17 protein-coding genes are annotated in these 17,667 nt (G+C 59.2%); 14 read left to right on the forward strand and 3 right to left on the reverse strand.

Annotation, left to right across the window (positions count from 1 at the left end):
* Positions 1-84: 84 nt before the first annotated feature.
* Positions 85-1,179, reverse strand: a complete 1,095-nt coding sequence (locus tag CCOY_RS10890) for a Fic family protein (protein WP_244268642.1) — start codon at positions 1,177-1,179, stop codon at positions 85-87.
* A 242-nt stretch (positions 1,180-1,421) separates the two neighbouring features.
* Here CCOY_RS10890 and CCOY_RS10895 point away from each other — a divergent pair, with 242 nt between their 5' ends.
* On the forward strand, positions 1,422-2,063 hold the full coding sequence (locus CCOY_RS10895; RefSeq protein ID WP_092100792.1) for an ABC transporter transmembrane domain-containing protein: 642 nt from the start codon (positions 1,422-1,424) through the stop codon (positions 2,061-2,063).
* 278 nt (positions 2,064-2,341) lie between these two features.
* Here the strand turns inward: CCOY_RS10895 and CCOY_RS10900 are convergent, their stop codons facing one another.
* On the reverse strand, positions 2,342-2,992 hold the full coding sequence (locus CCOY_RS10900; RefSeq protein WP_092100794.1) for a response regulator: 651 nt from the start codon (positions 2,990-2,992) through the stop codon (positions 2,342-2,344).
* A gap of 12 nt (positions 2,993-3,004) precedes the next feature.
* Positions 3,005-4,093 (reverse strand): sensor histidine kinase, encoded by a 1,089-nt coding sequence (locus tag CCOY_RS10905; RefSeq protein ID WP_143028429.1) that lies wholly within the window; start codon positions 4,091-4,093, stop codon positions 3,005-3,007.
* Between the two features lie 315 nt (positions 4,094-4,408).
* On the opposite strand from CCOY_RS10905, the gene CCOY_RS10910 reads away from it, so the two are divergent.
* The 13 genes from CCOY_RS10910 (at position 4,409) to CCOY_RS10970 (ending at position 17,665) form a co-directional block, all read left to right on the forward strand.
* Positions 4,409-4,807, forward strand: a complete 399-nt coding sequence (locus CCOY_RS10910; protein WP_143028430.1) for a hypothetical protein — start codon at positions 4,409-4,411, stop codon at positions 4,805-4,807.
* A gap of 11 nt (positions 4,808-4,818) precedes the next feature.
* Positions 4,819-5,244 carry a hypothetical protein gene (locus CCOY_RS10915; protein WP_070484661.1) on the forward strand — a complete coding sequence of 142 codons (426 nt, stop codon included), beginning with the start codon at positions 4,819-4,821 and terminating at the stop codon, positions 5,242-5,244.
* A 52-nt stretch (positions 5,245-5,296) separates the two neighbouring features.
* Positions 5,297-5,686, forward strand: coding sequence for a hypothetical protein (locus tag CCOY_RS10920; RefSeq protein WP_070484664.1), 390 nt, complete (start codon positions 5,297-5,299; stop codon positions 5,684-5,686).
* A gap of 75 nt (positions 5,687-5,761) precedes the next feature.
* Positions 5,762-6,661 (forward strand): ABC transporter ATP-binding protein, encoded by a 900-nt coding sequence (locus CCOY_RS10925; RefSeq protein ID WP_070570680.1) that lies wholly within the window; start codon positions 5,762-5,764, stop codon positions 6,659-6,661.
* Entirely contained in the window at positions 6,642-7,436 is a 795-nt protein-coding gene (locus CCOY_RS10930) for a hypothetical protein (protein WP_092100800.1), read from the forward strand. The genes CCOY_RS10925 and CCOY_RS10930 overlap by 20 nt, the downstream gene beginning before the upstream one ends.
* Positions 7,437-7,464: 28 nt before the next feature.
* Complete coding sequence (locus tag CCOY_RS10935) at positions 7,465-9,171, forward strand: ABC transporter ATP-binding protein (protein ID WP_092100804.1); 1,707 nt, start codon at positions 7,465-7,467, stop codon at positions 9,169-9,171.
* On the forward strand, positions 9,168-11,117 hold the full coding sequence (locus tag CCOY_RS10940; RefSeq protein WP_280137890.1) for an ABC transporter ATP-binding protein: 1,950 nt from the start codon (positions 9,168-9,170) through the stop codon (positions 11,115-11,117). Before CCOY_RS10935 ends, CCOY_RS10940 begins: the two co-directional genes overlap by 4 nt.
* 87 nt (positions 11,118-11,204) lie before the next feature.
* The gene (locus CCOY_RS10945; RefSeq protein WP_092100805.1) at positions 11,205-12,464 is read left to right on the forward strand and encodes a Na/Pi symporter; all 1,260 of its coding nucleotides are present in this window, start codon (positions 11,205-11,207) and stop codon (positions 12,462-12,464) included.
* An 8-nt stretch (positions 12,465-12,472) separates the two neighbouring features.
* Complete coding sequence (locus tag CCOY_RS10950) at positions 12,473-12,841, forward strand: hypothetical protein (RefSeq protein ID WP_070829256.1); 369 nt, start codon at positions 12,473-12,475, stop codon at positions 12,839-12,841.
* Positions 12,834-13,784: a substrate-binding domain-containing protein gene (locus CCOY_RS10955; protein WP_167594472.1), complete on the forward strand. Its 951-nt coding sequence runs from the start codon at positions 12,834-12,836 to the stop codon at positions 13,782-13,784. Before CCOY_RS10950 ends, CCOY_RS10955 begins: the two co-directional genes overlap by 8 nt.
* Before the next feature lie 10 nt (positions 13,785-13,794).
* On the forward strand, positions 13,795-14,424 hold the full coding sequence (locus tag CCOY_RS10960) for a DUF1707 SHOCT-like domain-containing protein (RefSeq protein ID WP_070815728.1): 630 nt from the start codon (positions 13,795-13,797) through the stop codon (positions 14,422-14,424).
* A 22-nt stretch (positions 14,425-14,446) separates the two neighbouring features.
* Positions 14,447-15,688 carry a pyridoxal phosphate-dependent aminotransferase gene (locus CCOY_RS10965; protein ID WP_208856569.1) on the forward strand — a complete coding sequence of 414 codons (1,242 nt, stop codon included), beginning with the start codon at positions 14,447-14,449 and terminating at the stop codon, positions 15,686-15,688.
* Positions 15,689-16,141: 453 nt separating this feature from the next.
* A complete protein-coding gene (locus CCOY_RS10970) occupies positions 16,142-17,665 on the forward strand; it encodes an ABC-F family ATP-binding cassette domain-containing protein (protein WP_092102841.1) in 1,524 nt (507 codons plus the stop codon).
* Positions 17,666-17,667 lie beyond the last annotated feature (2 nt).

Here is a 17,667-nt window from a genome sequence, read left to right on the forward strand (position 1 = left end):
AGGCGATATCGTCTTTTGCACCGATCGGCGAGACGCGACCTGGGGTTTTGCAACGGCGCACCCTGTAAAAGACGATATCGGGGTTTAGCGTCGGGTCAGCACCTCGAGCGCTGCCGTGTTCAGAAACACCTTCGACCGCCCCGCCTTCTGTTCTTCGAGGATGCCGGCCTCGACCAGCTGCGACAGCCACATCGATGCTGTCTGCCGCTTCGCCAGTCCCGCATCGATCACGTCCGTGATGCGGACATACGGCTGAACGAACAGCAGCTCCGCCAGTTCGGCTGCTGGCGAGATGCCGGCTTCGCGGACACGGACGGTGGTGGTGTCCTGGAGGGTGCGAAGGTCGTCGATAAGCAAGCTTGTGCTCCGGGCCGACTCAGTCACCGCGTTGACCATGAACAGGATCCACTGCTCCCACCCACCGTCCGCGGTGACCGCGCGCAGCAGCCGGTAATACTCCGCTTTCCTATCGACGATCGTCCCTGACAGATACAGCACCGGCAGTGACAACACCTTCTCTTGCAGCAACAACAAGATGTTGAGGATGCGGCCGGTGCGGCCGTTGCCGTCGTAAAACGGGTGGATAGCTTCGAACTGGTAATGCGTCACCGCCATCAACACCAGCGGATCCAACCCGTGGTCCGAGTAGATGTAGCGTTCCCACGCCGAAAGGTGGCGTTGCAGCACGTCGAGGCCTTCGGGTGGGGTGTACGCGCGCGTGCCCGTGACCGGGTCGCCGATGTAGGTACCCGGTGTTGAGCGGAGCGTGGCCTGCCCACCCTGCAGGGTCGAGCACACCTCAACCGCAACCTTCTCCGACACCGGCCTATCCGCGATCAGGTCCACGCCGCGCCGCAGAGCATCGCGGTAGCGCAGCGCTTCCTTGGTTGCCGGCGTAGGCTCCAGATCGATGCTCCACTGAGCCCGGAACAGCTCATCGTTCGTGGTCACAATGTTTTCGATCTCTGTCGATGCCTGCGCCTCACGCAACGGGATAGTGGAGGTGATGATCTCCGGGTTCGGGATCAACCGGCATGCGGTGTTGAGGGCGGCCAGTTCGCTGCGAGCGTCGATAACAGCCTTGAGCACCTTTGCGGTCTCAAGCGTGTGCTGTGGTGGCAGCGGCGGAAGATCGTTGTACGGCTTCGCAGGGTCGAACGCCGCTGTGTTTCCAGTCATGTCGAAAGAATAAACACGTCCGCGCGATGTGTCGATTTTTTGTTGCAAAATCGACATGACGCACCCCGCGGACCGCTGCTACAACCACAGCCCAAAAGGCGATATCGTCTTTTACACCAACCACCGGACTGCGACCTGGGGTTTTGCAACGGCGCACCCTGTAAAAGGCGATATCGTCTTTTAGGCAGCAGCACGCCAGAAACGTCTACACTTGCCCGGTTACCTACAGAAAGGGCACCCACGTGGATCTCATCCGCTTAACCACGCGATTTGGAAAACGCTACGCGCCGACGATTGCGCTGGTTATCGTGCTCCAGCTGGTCACCACCCTGGCCACGCTGTACCTGCCGGATTTGAACGCGGACATCATCAACAACGGTGTCGCACAGGCTGACGTGCCGTACATCTGGCGGGTCGGCCGCACGATGCTGGTGGTGGCGCTGGTGCAGGTCGTGGCGGCTATCGGGGCGACGTGGTTCGCATCCAAGGCCGCGATGAAAACGGGCCGCGATGTCCGCGCGGCGGTGTACGAGCGCGTAACGGGCTTTGACCACGAGGACATGTCACACTTCGGCACCGCCACCTTGGTCACGCGCGGGACGAACGACGTGCAGCAGGTGCAGATGACGTTCCTGCTGTTCATGAACTTTATGGTGGCAGCGCCGATCATGGCTATCGGCGGCATCATCATGGCGTTGCGCCAGGATGCGGGCATGTCGTGGCTGGTGGCCACGGCGGTGCTGGTGCTCACCGTGGTTGTCGGTATCACTGCAGCGCTGCCAACCCGACCTTCCCGCGTGAGCGCAAGAAGATCGTCGAGTGGGAAGACATGCTGGGTCACTCCACGCACAAGCGCGAGGGTTAATCAAGACGGCACCTTCTAGATCGACAACTCGTGGTCGGGGCGACGTCATTTCGAATCAACAGACATTTCGTTGCCTTCATGTCGATTTTTACGGTGAAAATCGACATGTCAGCTTCTGCGATCACGATTCGGGTAATAGGCATCCCAGCCCGCGTCGGGAATTCTGCTACTAGCTGCGCCCTTCTCAGGATCGGTTTTCGGATCTCAAACCCGAGGTCAGCTACGATAACCCAACCTGGGGGACCTGCACAAAGTAGCAGAAGTCCAGAGGCCGAGGAATGTGGATAGGGCCGCACTTCAGATAAGCTCAGCTTCCCTCACCAAGAGTGCCAGTTGAACGCGGTTACCGATTCCGAGTTCATCAAAAATCTTCGTCAAGTGGGTTTTGACCGTAGCGGTTGATAACAACATCGCTCTCGCTATCTCCTGATTAGTTAAGCTCTGTGCAACTAAGATCGCTATTTCCGTTTCCCTTTCGCTAAGGCCCGCTAGGGCCTGTTGAGCTTCAACCCGCCGATTAACCTGGCCGTCCCGGGTGTACGCGTCAAGCAGGATGCGAGTATGACGAGGGGAAAGAGTGACCTTGCCAGCGGAGGTGTCCCTAATTGCTTGGATTACGGATTCAGGAGGCGCGTCTTTCAATAGGAACCCGATAGCACCGGTCTCAAGGACCTCCATGACGGTCGATTCATTATCGAATGCAGTCATCATCAATATTGCTTGGCTATGCCCAGCCTTGAGAATCGATTCGGCAACTTGAAGGCCTCCAACGTTTGGCATCCGGACGTCCAGAACAACCACGTCGGGACGCAGACTCGGAAGCTGATCAATAGCCTCAGCACCGCTTCCTGCTTCGCCGACAACTTCGATATCGTCGGTCGCTTGGAGTATGAACTTCAAGCCCCGGCGAACCATCGGATCATCATCCACTAGGTACACACGTATCATCCGATGGTCTCCCTATGCGATCACCGATTTGGGCCAAGGGACTATAACGTGTAGTTCAAAGCGACCGGACCGCTCTCCAAACCGCACAACGCCACCGAACTTGCTTACTCGCCGTTCTACCCGTTTCAAACCCGTCCCACGGCGCTTCTTAACTAGATCTCCCGATTCAACCTCACGCACGGAGTTCTGGATATAGATTTGTAATTCGCCTCCTTCGCTGCCACTCAGTTCAATAGAAATCGGGCTTTGTGGAGCATGAACGCTGGCATTGGCTAGAGCCTCTTGAACTACTTGCGAGACGAGCTGGCGCATTTCCTGTGGCATTGCATCCAACTGGCGAAGCGATCTAGTGTTTAGCGTAATGTCGGCCCCGCTTCTCCGATTTTCAGCCACGATCGCAGCTAAATCTTCGGGGGCCTGGAAAGCCGACGCATCGTCCAAGCGGTCAATAAGAACTCTGAGGTCCGCTAACGTCTCTACCGCGGTCTCTCGTATCAATTGGGCGTTCTCCTTGATCACGTCGGGGCCAGCTTCGGCGTTGACCTCGAGGCCACCCGCTTGCAGTGACAACAGCGCTAACTTATGGCCAACATGATCGTGCGCTTCATTGGCGATCCGGGCTCGCTCCCTGAGGACGGCCTCTGTAGCCACCCTTTGCCGCTCCAGCTCTTTATGCTGCGCAATCACCCGGTACGACTCAACCAGATTTCTATTGTAGGAAATAACCAGCCCAGCCAGGAACGGCGCAATGACGAGAACCGTGCCTTCAACCAGCCAGGCAATAGTTGGATCATTGGTTTCCTTCTCACCCGCCTGAACAGTGACGATCGTTTCCTTATCCGACCACCCGACTCGGCAGAGGACGAAGGCAGCGACCACAGCCGCGAAACTGCCCCATCCTCGCTTACGCAGTGCCAAGTTGAACACGGTCGGAAGAAAGAAGACGTTAGTTACAAAAAGAGCACAAACTGCTGGCGGAAAAAGAACCAGAAAGGGATATCGTTTGCGTTGAAATTGCAGCGCGATCATCAATGCGATTAGCGCTATTAACGCCACCCGACTTTGCTCGCTAGCTCCGCTCAGTGAGACGAAACCGATCAAGCAGATTGACGCAAGGTAGATGAGGTCGCTCCACGTCCGACCCCTAAAGGGATCGTCACCCGAATCTGAGACTACGCGCTCCAAAGTGACACCCCGTTTAGTCACAAAATCCTTGACCAGCAAAAAACAGGCGGAACATTGCGCAATTCTAGCTCGTCAACACACCCTCGGGCAACTAAGGATTCATAGCTACTTGGCCAAATTTAAATGTCCAGTTGGCTGATACCCGGATCGGACCCGGTAATTCAAACTGAGGATGGCGGTCAAACGGTCGCCCTCCCCACTGAAGTCAACGGAAATAGAAAGGAGTACACATTGGACAAGGAAAACGTTGCCCCGTTCGAAATGGAGCGGATCGACTACCCGGTAATCGAGGAAGACGCTCTAATGCCCCCATTGAGCCAGGAGATGGTCCGACAGGAAGCAAAACAGGGGCTTCTCGAGATCAGAGATTTTGTGACCGGGGACGAGTTTGTCGCGATGCTGCAAGAACTGTATGCGCTACCGGTTCAGGAACGAGACGAGTTCGTTCGAGGCACGATCCTCGACGAAGATGAGTTAGAAGATCGAGGTATCCATGTGCCCGAGGGCCTGAAGATCCAACGTTCACGGTTTGGCGACGGCCGACCCACTCTGTTTTGCGTGGCGAAACTCTTGTCAGACGGGGTCAGGAAAGTGACCTACACGTTCGACAGTGAGACGGCACTGGCTTAAGAGGTGCACCTGTGGAAGCGACTAAGAAATTCACGGATAGAGCCAGTTTTCACGGCGCAACTAAAACTGAGCTCGAGTCGAATGATGCTGGTCGACGACTGTTCGGGCTTGCGAATCAGGCGGCTCTTTTTCCGCACCAAGGCGAAATCTTTCTCAACGAGCAGGAATTGGTCCTTGGTGACTGGCTGACTCTGCGGCCCACTGATATCCAGGATGTTGACGTCGAGTTCACACCCGAGTATGGACGCTTCACAGCGGGCGGTAGCCGAGGCGGATTTCCCTCTCTCGGATTCGTTAGGGATCTTGGTAAGCCCCTGAACCTCTATCTCACTAACGGAGACAGAATCTCGCTTCTAGTGAACTTCAGACTGGTCAGTGGAACTAACGACAATAAGTCCTGGCTCGAGAAAATTCGCTCGTTCGCCAACATCGGATGACTCCCTTTGTTCACCCCCAAGCAAATCATTGCAATACCAGAAGGGATTCACCATGTCCGTAAATACCACGTTCAACAAGATCGACAGCGAGATCGCCGAGGTAGAGCTTCGCATCAACAAGGAAACGATCACGAAGCAAATCGATGACTTCATCGAAGTTATCGCTTCTGATGGGTTCATCGGCTACATCAACGATGTCGCTCAGCTCCCCACCCATGCGGAAAGGAAGGAGCTTACTGCAAAGACCGCCAATCTCGAGACTTTGCGAGAGCGCGGAGTGCCAGTTCCTGACGGACTGCGATTCACAACGCGCGAATTCGAGCTACCCGAGGATGGTCGTGAGGCTGAGGGTCCCCTGCTCAAGGTTCGACCGGAACTTGATCCGCGAATGGGAGGCTGCATCAGCATCGGTTTCTACGTCTGCGCCAGCTACGGCAACTAGCTAAAGCTGCGCCCTAACCACCTACGAAGTAGCCCCACTTACAAGCGGGGCTACTTGCCTACGAATGGTACTTAGATGAAAACACCTCAAGTCGCTGTAAAACTTTCTAATCTTAGCAAGAGGTATGGTTCGACTCTCGCACTCGATGACATCAATGTAGAGGTCCCCGCAGGGACAGTAGTGGGTCTTGTGGGGTCGAACGGTAGCGGAAAGTCCACACTTCTACGCCTTATTGCCGGAGTCGAACGCCCTTCCCACGGGGAAATCGAGTTCTTCGGGAAAAACCTCGCCTCCAGCGAAACTATAGGGAGCGGGACTGGAGCTGCAATCGACGCAATGGCGCTTTGGCCGCGCTGGTCAGTCAAACGAACTTTGACATACCTTGGTCAACTTACTGGGCGAACGGACGAGGAAGTCAAGGACGTAATTAAATCCCTGTCGTTGGGTGAGTATTCGTCGAGAAAAGTTCGGACGCTATCGCTTGGAAACCGTCAACGGGTGCAAATTGGTGCCGCTTTGATTAATGGTTCACTCCTTACCATTCTTGACGAACCAATGAACGGTTTAGATCCCCAGGGGCGCCTGCTTATGCGAAACCTCATAGAGCAGTTACCAACTGACGAACGCACTGTCTTAATCTCAAGCCACGACCTCAATGAAATTCAAACCCTTTGCTCCCACATCATCCACCTGGAACGCGGAAGAATGATTTTTGCTGGTGAGCTCGCTAGCTACGTGGGGGAAGCGAAAACTTTCTTAGTACATTATCCGCCGGAACTGAGTGAGGCGATCAGTTCCATCATTGATCATCGACTTGTCCGAACTGGCTCACACAACCCTGGCGTGCTGGAGGTGGACGATCAGAATGTCGAAACCCTACGGACCCTAATGGAGGAGCACTCCATTCCGGTCTTGAATCTGGAGACGAAGAAGCACACTTTGGAGGATCAGTTTCATGCACACGGCAGACCGTAAGACGGTGGTCAAAGTCGAAACCAGAAGGTGGTTACTTCATCCGGGAGTCTTTGCTCTACTCGTAGTTGCGTCGTTACTAACCGCACTGTTGTCATACGCCGCAGTCATGGCATCAAGCGGGGCCTCCTCAGATGCCGGTGCGGTCTCGATCGACACCACGGCAGCACTCGGGCCCGACTCAGAAGATCCGGAGAAGCTGGATCTCGCCGCAACCTCGATCTATCTACTAGCGCCACTTGCGGCTTCACTCCACGGCGTTCTTTTCGCTGGAAGCGAGCTCTCATCGGGCGCTCTGCTCAATATTGCGGTCGCGGCGCGGCGTTTGAGAACGATCTTCGCCGTTCGGGCGCTATCTCTAGTACTTTTGTCGTTAATAACCGGAGCAATCCTAACCGCATTATCGATCGCTGGGTTGACGGCAGGTTTGAGGCAAGCCGAAGTACCAAGCCTCACCCCCGAAGCGCCCCTTGGTACCGTCATCCTGGGCGGATCCATTCTCTACGCCACCGTTGCCGTGATCGCATTTGCGGCAGCAACACTGCTAAGACGGTGGGTCGTCGTTTTGGTTGCACTCGTAGCTTATTTCGTCGTTGCAGAACCCCTGTTAGCTTCAATGCTGTCCGAACATGCTTCGAAGTGGTTGCCTCACGTTTCGCTTGGAAAGTGGGTGGACTTTGAGCCCGAGAGACGATTCGCTATCCCAACTATGGTTCTGGCACTTTTGGCTCTGGTCACTGCCGTGGTTGGCACGCAGCGTGATCGAGCTGCGAGGTAAGACCGTTTTTGTGAATTCAGGAGACTAGATGGATCTCATCCGCCTCACCGCGCGCTTTGGCAAGCGGTACAGCGGCAAGATTGCACTGGTGATCGTGCTCCAGCTGGTCACCACCCTGGCCACGCTGTACCTGCCGGATTTGAACGCGGACATCATCAATAACGGTGTCGCGCAGGCTGACGTGCCGTATATCTGGCGGGTCGGCCGCACGATGCTGGTGGTGGCGCTGGTGCAGGTCGTGGCGGCTATCGGGGCGACGTGGTTCGCATCCAAGGCCGCGATGAAAACGGGCCGCGATGTCCGCGCGGCGGTGTACGAGCGCGTAACGGGCTTTGACCACGAGGACATGTCACACTTCGGCACCGCCACCTTGGTCACGCGCGGGACGAACGACGTGCAGCAGGTGCAGATGACGTTCCTGCTGTTCATGAACTTTATGGTGGCAGCGCCGATCATGGCTATCGGCGGCATCATCATGGCGTTGCGCCAGGATGCGGGTATGTCCTGGCTGGTGGTCACGGCGGTGTTGGTGCTCACCGTGGTTGTCGGTATCACGGCGGGGTTGTTGATGCCGATGTTCCGCAAGATGCAGTCGAAGCTGGACAACATCAACGGTCTGCTGCGTGAGCAGATCGCCGGCATCCGTGTGGTGCGTGCGTTCGGCCGCGAGGAGTTCGAGGCGCAGCGTTTCACGGAGGCGAACGAGGACATCTCCAGGCTGAGCCTGAACATCGGGCGGGTGTTTGTGACGATGTTCCCGGCGATCATGTTGATCCTGAACCTGGCCACGGCCGCGGTGCTGTGGTTTGGCGGGCATCGTGTGGACGAGGGCCTGGTGGAGGTCGGCTCGCTCACCGCGTTCATGCAGTACCTGATGCAGATCCTCATGGCGGTGATGATGGGTGTGTTCATGCTGATGATGCTGCCGCGCGCGATCGTGTGTGCCACCCGCATCGAAGAGGTGCTTGGGCATGAGGTGAAGGCGCCGGCGACGGTGGGGTCGTCGATAAGCAATGGCGTCGTGCGCTTCGACGATGTCTCCTACACCTACCCCGGCGCGGAGAAGCCGGTGCTGGAGGGGATCTCGTTTGAGGCGCGCCCGGGCACGACCACGGCGATCATCGGCGCGACCGGCAGTGGCAAAACCACGCTGGTGGGGCTGCTGCCGCGGTTGTATTCGCCCACTTCGGGGCGTGTGCTTATCGACGACACCCCGGTGACCACCATGCCTCGCACGGATCTCGTGCGGGCGGTGGCGATGGTGCCGCAGAAGCCGTGGCTGTTTTCGGGAACGGTGGCCTCGAACCTGCGCATGGGCAACCCCGACGCCACGGATGAACAGTTGTGGGCGGCGCTGCGGACCGCGCAGGCGACATTTGTGGAGGATCTGGACATGCCGATCTCCCAGGGCGGCACGAACGTTTCCGGTGGTCAACGCCAGCGCCTGTGTATTGCGCGGATGCTGGTGGCGGATCCGAAGGTGTATGTGTTCGACGACTCGTTTAGCGCACTGGATGCCACCACCGAGGCAAACCTGAACGCCGCGATGCGCGAGACGGTTCAGGAGCGGACGGTGATTGTGGTGGCGCAGAAGGTGGCGTCGATACGCAATGCGGACCAGATCCTGGTCATGGAGGCCGGGCGCATCGTCGCCCGCGGCACGCATGAAGAACTGCTGGCGCAGTCCGAGACCTACCGTCAGATCGAACGTAGCCAGGCGGAGGTGGACGCATGAGTGAGCACATGACCGAGTTGTCTGATGAGCAACTCGCCGAATACGAAGAGAAGATGGCCGGCGACGACTATTCCGGCAAGGCGCCGCGCAAGGCGAAGAACTTCTGGCCGTCCGCGAAACGCCTGCTCGGGCTGCTCGCCCCGTACAAGGCTGCGCTGGTCGCGGTGTTTGTGATGAACGCCCTGTCCGTCGTGCTGGCCGTCTACGCCCCGCGCGTGATGGGCCACGCCATGGACGTGATCTTCTCCGGCGTGGTATCCAAGCAACTCCCGCCCGGCACCACCAAGGAGCAGGCCGTCGAGGCGATGCGCGCGGCCGGGCAGGACCGGTTCGCAGACATGGCCGGCGCGATGGAACTGACCCCGGGCAACGGCATCGACTTTGACCGCCTGCGCGACCTGATCGTGCTGGTCCTGGCGCTGTACTTGGCCTCTGCGGTGCTGATGTGGGCCCAGGGCGCGATCCTGAACAAACTGTCCATCCGGGCGGTGTTCAGCCTGCGCGAACGGGTTGAAGCGAAGATCAACCGTCTGCCACTGTCCTACTTTGATACCCGCCAGCGTGGCGACGTCATGTCGCGCACCACCAACGACGTAGACAACGTCCAGCAAGCCCTGCAGCAGTCGTTGTCCTCGCTGTTCAACGCGATCCTGACCGTGGTGGGCATCCTGGTCATGATGTTCGCCATCTCCTGGCAACTGGCACTGGTCGCCCTGCTTGCCATCCCGCTGACCGGCCTGGCCATGGCGGTTGTAGGTACGCGCTCACAAAAGCAGTTCACCACCCAGTGGAGGGCCACCGGCGACGTCAACGGACATGTGGAGGAGTCCTTCTCCGGCCACGACGTGGCGGTCATCTTCGGCCGCACCGACCAACTGCGCGAACAGTTCGACGAACGCAACGAGGAACTCGCAGGTGCTGCTCAGAAGGCGCAGTTTTTGGCCAACTCGATGCACCCGATCATGCAGTTCGTCTCGTACCTGTCGTACGTGGCCATCGCGGTGCTCGGTGGTGTGAAGGTCGCCTCCGGCAGGCTCACGCTTGGCGATGCCACCGCGTTCATCCAATACTCCCGCCAGTTCAACCAGCCGCTCGGGGAGATCGCCGGCATGATGCAGATGCTGCAATCCGGCGTGGCGTCCGCCGAGCGTGTCTTCGAACTGCTGGATGCGGAGGAAGAGCCGCGGGAGCAGGGGTCGTCGTCAAGCAAACGCTTCAACGGGCTGGTCGAGTTCGACGACGTGTCCTTCTCGTACACGGACGCTCCCCTCATCCGCGACCTGAACCTCCGCGTCGAGCCGGGCCAGACCGCCGCGATCGTCGGACCGACCGGCGCCGGCAAAACCACGCTGGTGAACCTGATCATGCGGTTCTACGACGTCGACGCGGGTGCGATCACCATCGACGGCACCGACATCCGAGACATGCCTCGCGCCGAGCTGCGCAGCCAGATCGGCATGGTGCTGCAAGACGCCGTGCTGTTCAAGGGCACGATCATGGAAAACATCCGCTACGGCCGCCTCGACGCCACCGACGAGGAGGTCATCGCCGCTGCGAAGGCCACCTACGTGGACCGTTTCGTGCACGCGCTGCCAGAGGGCTACGACACCATCGTCGACCAAGACGGCGGCTCCATCTCCGCAGGTGAGCGCCAACTGATCACCATCGCGCGCGCGTTCCTCTCCCAGCCCGCACTGCTGATTCTCGACGAAGCCACCTCCTCAGTGGACACCCGCACCGAGGTCCTGGTCCAGCAGGCGATGAACGCGCTGCGCTCCAACCGCACCTCATTCGTCATCGCACACCGCTTGTCGACGATCCGCGGCGCCGACACCATCCTCGTCATGGAACACGGAACGATTGTGGAGCAGGGCAGCCACGCTGAGCTCGTCGCAAAGCAAGGCGCGTATTGGAAACTGCACCAATCGCAATTCGGAGAGGACTAGGAAAGTTCTCCCAGCGTTCACCCAGATTTCACTCTGCGTGTGTACGGTCAGCGCGAACGACTGCCGTACACGAGTGATTGGGCGAGCATGAACACACACGCAGCGGGCGGGGGCACCGCGCTTAAGGAAGCAGCACCGGAAAACCCGGAGAACACCGCCACCCGGAAGGATGACGCTCCCAAGGATCCACTGGGCTTTTTGCCTCTCGACGGCGCCGCCAAGCAGGCCGCGAACTGGATCGCCGTAGCGCTCGGTGTTTGGCTGCTGCTCAACGGCGTGGGCATGATCGGCGACGGCTTCAAAATGGTTGCCGGCGACCAGGCCAAGGAACTGTTCTCGTTTGCCGAGAACCCGTTCGTCGGCCTTGCCATTGGTGTGGTGGCCACGGCGATTATTCAGTCGTCGTCGACCACTACCTCGATCGTGGTCGGCATGATCGCCGGCGGCCTGCCGCTGAGCATTGCGGTACCGATGCTCTTCGGCGCCAACATGGGTACCTCGGTGACCTCCACCCTGGTCGCGCTCGGCCTGGCGGGTAACAAGACCCAGTTCAAAAACGGTTTCTCCATGGCGACCGTGCACGACTTCTTCAACCTCATCGCCATCTTGATCTTCTTCCCGCTGGAGATCTTCACCGGCTTCTTGTCGCGCACCGCGTCGGCGATCGCGCCGTCGCTGAGCGGCCAGGGCGAAGGTGTTGTCGCCGGTGCCTTCGAGGCCATCGGCGACGGGCTGGACACCATCACCGAACCGCTCGTTGCCCTGGCCGGCAGTCTTGTTTCCCCGCTTGGCGACATGTGGGGCGGCATCGTCCTGTCCATCATCGGCATCGCGCTGATCCTGTGGTCCATCCAGTTCATCGGCAACCTGCTCAACGCCCTGCTGGTAGGCAAGGCCCAAGAGATCCTCTACGCCGCGCTGGGCAAGAACTCGTTTGTCGGCCTGCTCTCCGGCGCGGTAATCACCACCCTGGTGCAGTCCTCCTCCACCACCACCGCACTGACGGTGCCGCTGGCGGCCTCCGGCAAGTTCGAGGTCCGCACGCTGTTCCCGTTCGTGGTCGGCGCGAACATCGGCACCACCGTCACCGGCCTGATCGCCGCGTTCGCTGTCTCCGGCGCGGACGCCGAAGCCGCCATGGCAGGCGCGCTGGTGCACACCCTATTCAACGTGTGCGCCGCAGCCGTCATCCTTGGCATCCCGTTCATGAGCAAACTGCCGCCGGCCGGTTCTGACTGGCTCGCCGGCCTCGCCGTAAAGAACAAGCTCTACGTCTTCCTCTGGATCGGCGGAGTGTTCTTCGCTATCCCGATCCTCGCCGTTTTCATCTCCAACGCGCTCACCTAAGGAGCACCATGACCGACGCGAACCAGACGCCAGACCTGTCGCCAATGGCACAGGAACTCATCCAGAACGAAGCCCCCGACAACGCCCTTGTGGCCCTGCTCAACGAGCTCGAGGAAACCGCCGCAGAACTTCGCGACGAACTCGCCGCCCGCCACGCCACCAACCAAGCACTACTTAACGACGACACCGACGCCGACACCGACCACGTGCGCTACAAGAAGGTCAACCCGAACGTCACTCCGGAGCAGGAAGAAGAGTTGGAGAACTTCCCCGAGTACTGGGCCAACGCGAAGGGCTCCTGGTCGAGCTTGTTCAAACTGCTTCGCGAGTTCCGCGTCGAGATGCGAAAGGGCCACAACGATGCCAACGATGCGTAAAACCCTCACCGCCGCACTCGCGGCCGCGGCGGCGCTGACGCTGGGCGCCTGCTCCGATTCCGGCTCGGGTTCCGGTTCCGGCGAGGCGTTCACCATCACGGGCTCGTCGACAGTCGAGCCCATCACCCGCTACATGCTCAACCGCTACAACTTCGACGCCGAGCTTGAGGCGGTCGGTTCGACCGACGGCTTTGACAAGTTCTGCGCCGGTGACGCCGACATCAACGACGCCTCCGTCGCCATTCCCGGCAGCGAATCCTCCATCGACTACCAGGCACAATGCGCCGAGGCCGGCGTGGACTTCTTCGAGTTGCCGATAGGTCTGGACGCCATCACCATCGTTAAACACGCCGACAACGACTGGGCCACCGACCTGACCGTCGAGCAACTCCACGACATTTGGTCGAAGGAATCCACCGTCACCACCTGGTCCGACATCGACCCATCTTGGCCGAACGAGAAAATCAACCTCTACGGGCGCCCCACCGGCTCCGGCACCCTCGGCGTGTTCGAGGACATGGTGCTTGGCAACGACACCATCCGCGACGACTACCAATCCAGCGACGACATCCAAGAACTGTCCACGTGGGTCTCCGAAGACGTCAACGGCCTGAGCTTCATGGGCATCGGCAACTACCTAGCCACCGAGGGCACGGTGCGCAACAAGATCGACAACGTACTCGTCGACGGCATCGCCCCCACCGCCGACGAAGCCAAGAGCGGCAACTACCCCCTGTCGCGCCCGCTGTTCATCTACGTCAACGCGGAATCGGCGAAGAAGGACAACGTCGGCGAGTTTGTCACCACCTACCTCGACAACGCCGAAGCAGTCATGCCGCGCGTGTACTTCTACCAGCTGCCCGAGGAGGTCTACGACGCCACAAAGCAGCGCTTCGCCGACGGCACCACAGGTATCGACGAACAGTGGCACGCATTGAACTAACATCGCGTCCATGAGCACCCCTTACGGCAACTTCCGCATCGGCGACCAAGAGCGCATGGACGCCATGGACATCCTCGGCCGCGCGCTCGGCGAAGGCCGGTTGGACATGGCCGAGTTTGACAACCGGTGCCAAGCCGTCGCCGAGGCCCAAACGCAGCAGGACCTGCAGCCGATTTTGGGGGATTTGCCGACGGGCCGGGGCGGTGGGGTCGTCGATAAGCAAGTGTCCGACGATGCGGTCCTGTACAGCCAAGCCGAAATCATGCAGGCACGCCGCTCCGGGCGCCGCACCCGCGCCGGCGTGTTCTGGCTCGGCACCATCGGCTCCATCGGCCTGGTGAGCATCTTCGGAGCCGCGGGATCAACTGCGCTGTCCGGCCTGTCGCTACTGATCATCCCCACCCTGTTCATCCTGCTCTACGTAATGAAGGTTGGGCCCGACTCCTGGTACACCCCCAGCCTGCGCCAACTCGAACAACAGCGCCGCCAAGAAATCAAACGCCGACAACTCGAAATCGAAGCCGCCCAGGTCCACCAGCAGGCCCTCATGCGCGCACAACGCAAAGACCAAATCAACCAAATGACCAACGACGCGCTCAACATCGCGCAAGACACCGTCAATCGCTTCCGCCGGAAGTAGACCCGGCCTACAGTGGTAACCCATGAGCGAGCCACTGAAACCGCACCGCCATTTCGACCAGGCGGAAAAACTCAAGAACGTCTTCTACGACATCCGCGGCCCCGTCACCGCCACCGCCGAGCAGATGGAACGTGACGGGCACACCATTTTGAAACTCAACACCGGCAACCCCGCCGTGTTCGGTTTCGAGGCGCCCGACGTGATCATGCGCGACATGATCGCCAACCTGCCCACCTCCCAGGGCTACACCACCTCCAAAGGCATCACCTCCGCCCGCCGCGCAGTGGTCACCCGCTACGAAATGATCGAAGACTTCCCGCACTTCGACATCGACGACGTCTACCTCGGCAACGGCGTGTCCGAACTGATCAGCATGGTCACCCAAGCCCTGCTCAACGACGGCGACGAAATCCTCATCCCCGCCCCCGACTACCCGCTGTGGACCGCCGCCTCCACGCTCGCCGGCGGCAACGTCGTCCACTACCGTTGCGACGAAGAGGACAACTGGAACCCGTCCCTGGAAGACATTCGGGAAAAGGTTACGCCGCGCACCAAAGCGATCGTGGTCATCAACCCCAACAACCCCACCGGCGCCGTCTACTCCCGCGAGATCCTAGAAGGCATCGCCGACATCGCCCGCGAGCACGAGCTCATGGTCCTTGCCGACGAAATCTACGACCGCGTACTTTACGACGACGCCAAGCACATCTCCATGGCCGAAGTCGCCCCCGACCTCCTCTGCATCACCTTCAACGGCCTGTCCAAGGCCTACCGGGTGTGCGGCTACCGCGCCGGCTGGATGGTCGTGACCGGGCCTCGTCGTCGAGCCAAGGGGTTCATCGAAGGGCTTGATCTATTGTCGGGTACCCGTCTGTGCGCCAACGTGCCCGGCCAACACGCCATCCAGGTCGCTCTTGGAGGCCGCCAGTCCATCTACGAACTCACCGGTGCCGGCGGCCGCCTGCGCAAACAGCGCGACGTCGCCGTCCGCAAACTGCGCGAAATCCCCGGCGTTTCCGTCGTCGAACCCAAGGGTGCGTTGTACTGCTTCCCCAAAATCGACGCCGAAATGTACAACATCCACGACGACGAACGATTCATGCTCGACCTCCTCAAATCCGAGAAGATCCTCATGGTCCAAGGCACCGGCTTCAACTACCCCACCCCCGACCACTTCCGCGTGGTCACCCTGCCGTGGGCGTCCCAGTTGGAAAACGCCATCGAGCGACTGGGCAACTTCCTGGCGGACTACCACCAGCACTAGGGGTTGTTGGCGGTTGGCGGTTGGGCGCCGCTTTCCGAAAATAGTTCCCGGCCGGGGAACTATTTGGGGGCTTCGACCCTTTCTCGCCGGCATTCCCCCAGGTCGGCACGCCGTTGAGACAAAATAGTTCCCGGTTTCGCCCTGAGGCCGGGAACTATTTTGCACGCCCGCCGGCTACGGGCGTTAAGGCGCGTTTCCTGACAGATTCCACAAAATCTGTCAGGGTCAATTTCTGACCAGGCGCGATGCCGGTCGCTGACAGATTCCGCCGCAATCTGTCAGCCGCGAGGGGTTGTGAGTGGCCGACACCTACCCCGACTTACAGCAGCACAAACCCCTTGACCCCAAACGGACGCTGCCATAGTATCGACGAGGAATTGTCCCCGAAGGAAGGAGTAGGCCGTGCTCATGTTCCGTGTTTCCGCCTAACACGAAACAGAAAGTTGAATGAGCATGCCTATTACCCTAAATAACGTCTCCCTCGAGTGGCCTAACGGAACCTCCTGCTTCTCGGACTTGAATGCCATATTTTCAAGTCACCTAACCGGCCTGATCGGCGATAACGGTTCCGGAAAAACGACTCTGATCAGGGTCATTCTCGGCGAGCTACAGCCAAGCACGGGTTCGGTCGAACGCCCGTCGAAAGTCGCTTACCTACCTCAGGATCTTGGACTGCAACCGGACACTACGGTTTCGGACGTCTTTGGGGTTACCGAAATCATCGAGGCAATCAACGCCGTCGAAGGTGGCCAGTTCAATCCCGAATTGTTCGAGCTCATTGGTGACCGGTGGGATGCTGCTGAAGAGACTCAGGCTGTGCTGTCCGCTCACGGCCTCCCGCTCAACTTGGACAGGCCGCTGTCCACCATGTCCGGTGGAGAGGCTGTTCGTGTTGCACTAGCTGCGCTCATGGCAGACAACCCCGATTTCATCGTGATGGACGAGCCAACAAACAACCTCGATGCGGAAGCAAAAGCCCAGCTGATCCGTTCTCTTTCCAAATCCAATGTTCCTGCAATTGTGGTGAGCCACGATCGCGACTTGTTGGATTCCGTGGACGAAATTGCAGAACTTCACGACGGGAAGCTACGTCTTTTCCCCGGCAACTACTCCGCCTACCGCGAAACTCTGGCCAGCGAACAGGACGCAGCGATGCGGGAGGTGCGGGACAAGAAGGCGGTTCACAGTAGGCAGGTTCGGGAGCGTGAGGCGATGCAAACTCGCATTGCCCGGGACGCTCGTCGCGGAAAGAAGTTCGCGGCTAACAAACGCAAACCTGGCATGGCGATGGGGCTGGACAAGGATCGGTCGGAGAAGACTGCTGCTCGGCGTGGTGCGGCTCATGCCGAGTCTGTGGAGTCGTCTCTCGCTGCGTATCGTCACGCACAAGACAAGGTTCGCGACGATCAACATGTGTTCATTGAGCTTCCCGGTACGGCGCTTCCGAACGGAACCCGTGTTATGGAAATCCCAGGGCTCACTGTTGTGGGCCCCGAGCGTGTCCGGATCACTGGGCCGAACGGCAGCGGAAAGACGACCCTGCTCAACTCTGTTGCAGACGGTAGCGCGGGGTATGTGATTGGGAATGTGGGATACCTCCGACAGCGCATTGTTCTCGACCCCAATCAGTCAGTTTTGGAGTTGGTCTCGGAGGCCAACGCTTCTGCTGATCCGCAGTATATTCGGGACCAACTCGCGCAACTGTTGTTTCAGAATGAGACTGTGCACGCGCCTATTGGAACGCTTTCGGGTGGTGAGCGTTTCCGCGTTGAGTTTGCCCGTGTTCTTCTTTCGTCGCCTGCTCCGCAGCTATTGCTTCTCGACGAGCCCACCAACAACATCGATATCTCAACCGTGAACTGGCTTGTCTCCGCTCTTGAGAGTTATGCAGGTGCGGTTCTTCTCGTCAGCCACGACGAAGACTTCTGTGAGCGTATGAACCTTGACAGGGAAGTTTCCATCGATGATCTGACCTGATG

Source organism: Corynebacterium coyleae (assembly GCF_030408635.1).
Classification (GTDB): domain Bacteria; phylum Actinomycetota; class Actinomycetes; order Mycobacteriales; family Mycobacteriaceae; genus Corynebacterium; species Corynebacterium coyleae.